At 53.6% G+C, this 3891-nt stretch carries 3 protein-coding genes and 1 pseudogene; 2 read left to right on the top strand and 2 right to left on the bottom strand.

The window, feature by feature from the left end; all coding sequences use genetic code 11:
* Both FN828_RS20150 and FN828_RS20145 read left to right on the top strand, forming a co-directional pair.
* Positions 1-89, top strand: a pseudogene (locus FN828_RS20150) (IS5/IS1182 family transposase); the annotation flags it as partial.
* 330 nt (positions 90-419) lie between these two features.
* Entirely contained in the window at positions 420-1241 is an 822-nt protein-coding gene (locus FN828_RS20145) for a M48 family metalloprotease (protein ID WP_142495100.1), read from the top strand.
* Between the two features lie 349 nt (positions 1242-1590).
* On the opposite strand, the gene FN828_RS20140 is transcribed toward FN828_RS20145, so the two are convergent.
* Together FN828_RS20140 and FN828_RS20135 are read right to left on the bottom strand one after the other, a co-directional pair.
* A complete protein-coding gene (locus tag FN828_RS20140) occupies positions 1591-2238 on the bottom strand; it encodes an HNH endonuclease (protein ID WP_142495099.1) in 648 nt (215 codons plus the stop codon).
* Positions 2235-3746 (bottom strand): AAA family ATPase, encoded by a 1512-nt coding sequence (locus FN828_RS20135; protein ID WP_142495098.1) that lies wholly within the window; start codon positions 3744-3746, stop codon positions 2235-2237. The genes FN828_RS20140 and FN828_RS20135 overlap by 4 nt, the downstream gene beginning before the upstream one ends.
* Positions 3747-3891 lie beyond the last annotated feature (145 nt).

Here is a 3891-nt window from a genome sequence, read left to right as displayed (position 1 = left end):
GGCGGCGGGTCGCCACCCGATATGACCGCTGCCCCGAAGTCTTCCTCTCGGCCATCGCTCTCGCCGCAACAGTCATGTTTTGGTTATGAGTCCTGAGCCTAAGAGCAAGTCCGGCTTACGGGGGCACACATTAGTGTATTCAACAGGGAAAAATAGTCGGCAGATGGTAGGCCCGGCAGGATTGACGAAAATTATAAAAACAACAGCGTTTTCAACTAAAAAATGTACCACACCACCATTTTTTCAGATTGAATAAAATCAAGCACTTAGATTCGGCTGTGTACCACGGTTTTGACCTTCGGGCATCCCTACTATCCGCCAAAATCACAGCCCAGCAATCTCCTAGTTGCATTTCCAAAAAAGCGCACCTATTCAAAATAGAAGCCCCCAATGCACCCTACAGGTGGAGGAGTAAACGCGTGCGTAAATACCTGACATCACTTATCCTTGCCGTATCAATATCCGGCTGTGGTACCACCTATGTCCTGCCGAATGTCGATGAAAATTCGGCCACCCGCGCGCAGGTTCTGTTTCAGAATGCCAAGACTGACACAAACCGCAAACCGGCCTCCAAAGCCGCTGCAGAAGCCAGATTCAATCGAGTTTCTACCCGCGTTCGGCCTGTGGCCGAGCAGCTATGCGCACAGGAAACGGCCAAGTTGCAGAACTTTAACTGCAAAGTGTCGATCCAGATCGACCGTGATATGAAAGAGCGCAACGCCTATTTCACCTATGACGCAAAGCAACAGCCGATCATCCGGTTGTCCATGCCGCTACTACAAGATGTCCGCAGCGATCACGAAGTCGCATTCGTGATGAGCCACGAATATGGGCACCTGATCGGTCGCCACATCGAGAAGAAAAATCAGCAAGCCATCGTCGGGGCCATCATCCTTGGGGCCATCACGGCCTATTCGAATTCACAGGCCGCTTCGGCGGGGCATTATTACGATCCAAGCGCAGTAGAACGGAACATGGCGATAGGCGCGGCGACTGGCAGCATGGCTTACTCGCAGTCCTACGAGCTAGAGAGCGATACGCTAGGCACCCGTATCGCTTCCGCCGCCGGGTATGATCCGGTCAAGGGGGCCGAATTTTTTGCCAGACCAGAAAAGGCAAAAACAGATGCCGGGAAACTGAGTTTCTGGGGCACCCATCCTCCCGATGAAAAACGCTTGGCTACGGTGATCGCTGTTGATGCGCAGATAAAGCAGAAGCAGGCGCTACAGAAACGCAACTGACACGAGATCGCCTCTGTGCCGCTGTCTGTCCACACATGTGGGCAGGCGTAAAGTGCGGGAGATCTGCTATTACCGCTGAGGCCTGCCGAAAAGACTGCCGGTGAACGGGCCTCTGACGTGATTGACCTGATCAACCGGCGGTATGGGACCGACACCATCCGCCATGGAGTGAAGCTGCCTCATCCGGGCGTTTTTGAGAGGGGGCGACTAGGGCGGAGAGCGGGCTTTCGCTGCATAGGCCGCCAACGACAGCAAAGAAGCATTGCCCACAGCGCGAAGCATCATGAGTAGAACACACGCTTTGCGAACTACGTGACGGTCGCGACATGCTCACAATCGATGTTCGTTCTTAGCCTGCCGCCTTCTGAGGTTGTGTCTTCACATATGCCTTATACGCTTCGATTGCGATTTCCTTGCTCAAGGCGTCTGCTTGGGGGTCCATCATCACGCCGATCCACCCGTCGACCAAAGTGTTGGGCGGTGCCACTTCGGCACCTGCCTTGGTGACGCCAAAGCGCCACAGCTTGCACATATTGACAAGCTCGGCCCCCTTGGCAGAGAGTGGCTTAACTACATCGCCATACCACCGAATATGGTCATGGTAGTTGTCAAAGTGCGGATGGACGATTTTGTAATGATTTGACTGGTCAGGAAATGTCTTGCGCTTGGGATTGGTGCGAACTTCAACTTCTCCCTTTGCGATGTTGCAGTCTTTGCAAGATGCTGCCAGATTACGTGGCTCAAACATGAATTGTGGGGCGGCACTTTTCGCAATAATGTGCTCACCGTCCCAGACTGCTTTATTTTTGGTCGGGTACTCGCGCCCGCAATAACAGCAACGGCGATTTTGTTCGGCGATATAGTGGTCTTTGATCTCTGCACGGATGGCGTTGATCGCGTCATCGCCCCAGTAATTGTGATCCTTCAGGTCACACTCAAGTGCATTGAAAGTATCGACCAGTGCTTGGCACGCTTCGCCATATTGAACTGGATTCATGACTGCGCCTCAGTCCCTACGTCCCTCGCAGCTTCTTCAACGTTTCTGATCAATTCTGCCGCTGGGTCGTTTGCATCCAATTCTGTCGCAAACTTACGCAAGTCAACAAGCGCTTCCCCAAAAGCCTGGGAATTCATATCCCCATTTGCAATCAACCGGAGTGCAGTGACGATACGTTCTCGGACGTAAAGATTGTTTGATGTTGGAGCGCCAAAAACTTCGGCAAGGAGGTAGTCCGCCGATTGCCCCTGCAGTTCCTTCGTAGATGGCAGATCTTCTTGGTCGAGCGAGATGACCTCAGCATGCTCAGGCAACTCGGAGATCACCATGGGTGAGTGCGTTGCAACTACAAAGTGACAGCCATGGTAACGAGCGAAAGTGCGCAGCAGCAAGTCGACATACTTTACCTGCCACTCGGGATGCAGGCTGAGTTCTGGCTCGTCAATGAGTACCAAGCTGCCGTTCTTGATGACAGATGCCAGCGCGATAAGCGCAGAGACCATACTCAGCTGACCTGAACTCGCCTGAAGGAGATCGGTCGGACCGCCGTCCTTGAGTTCAACTTCAACGCCAGACATGCTCAGTAGACCTGCGCGGCGTAGCGGCTGTAGATCGAGAAACAAGGGGTCCTGAAATCCGGTCTCCAGGTCTGCGTGCGTTTCAATACGGCTTCCTCTGGCTTTTTCGAAAGCGAGTCGCGCCTGCCGTTGAAGGGCGTTTAATGGAACGTCACTTCGAGAAATATCCTCTAGGAGCCGCCTTTTCGTATAGGATAGCGTGTGATCGGTGTAAGGGTCGGCTCCGCTCGCGATGTCGTGGAGCAAGGACCGTTCCCTGAAGGCGTAGATGACATTAACCATCGGCCTCATGCCGAGAAATTCGAAAACAGCCCCGATGTTGCTCAATCTAAGGGCGCTGTTATCCGTTGCGTCGAACAAGCTGCTCAAGGACCTGAATAAAAGCGTTCGAATGGATGCCTTGCCGAAATTGTCCCGCAGACCGAGATACTGATACATCGATGATGCGGCATCGACTTGAACCACCGAACGACGTATTGTTCTGGGGAGTGGAAACTTGTCGAATGGGCTGATGGTCAGCGCAACAATGCGTTTGGGTAAGGGAAGATCTCTGGGGGCAACGTCCTTGCCGTTTACCTGAATGCTGATCGAACGATGCCCTGCCTGCGTAACCGTGCAGTGATAGCCATCCACGCGATAGACCAGAAGTTTCAGCGGCAGGTCATCCTTGATCTCTTGTCGCTTACCCTGATGCAGCTCTTCGAGGCGCAGGAATGTCTGAACTATTGCGCTTAAGAGGTGGGACTTGCCAGTTCCGTTTTTTCCGATGACTGCCGTCAAATGTTCATGCTGTTCGCCAGCCATGTGAGGCTTGCGGCTGAAGATGGCGTGAGGATTGATATAAGGGCGGTCCTTGCGTCGCCATGGCATCTCGACGCGTACATCCGCAGTGCGCGCTTCCAGCAACTGAAAATCATTTTCGGCGTACAAGAACTACTCCTTCAGTATAATTTCCCGCAACTATTAAGTGTGCCATGTGCCGGTAGTGCCCCGTGGGGTGGTGTAAGAGGCCGCGCGCGAAGCCCTTGGCGTAGCGCAGCGCGCGGCCGGGCTGGCGGCCATCGCGCTTCTTCGT

The organism is Thalassovita litoralis (assembly GCF_900182725.1).
Taxonomy (GTDB): Bacteria; Pseudomonadota; Alphaproteobacteria; order Rhodobacterales; family Rhodobacteraceae; genus Thalassobius; species Thalassobius litoralis.
The sequence above is the reverse complement of the archived record's forward strand: the minus strand, read 5'-3'. Positions and strand labels throughout refer to the sequence as shown.

Coding starts and splice junctions, on each gene's coding strand:
- FN828_RS20140 (WP_142495099.1), bottom strand. CDS start 2,238: ATGAATCCAGTTCAATATGGCGAAGCGTGCCAAGCACTGGTCGATACT.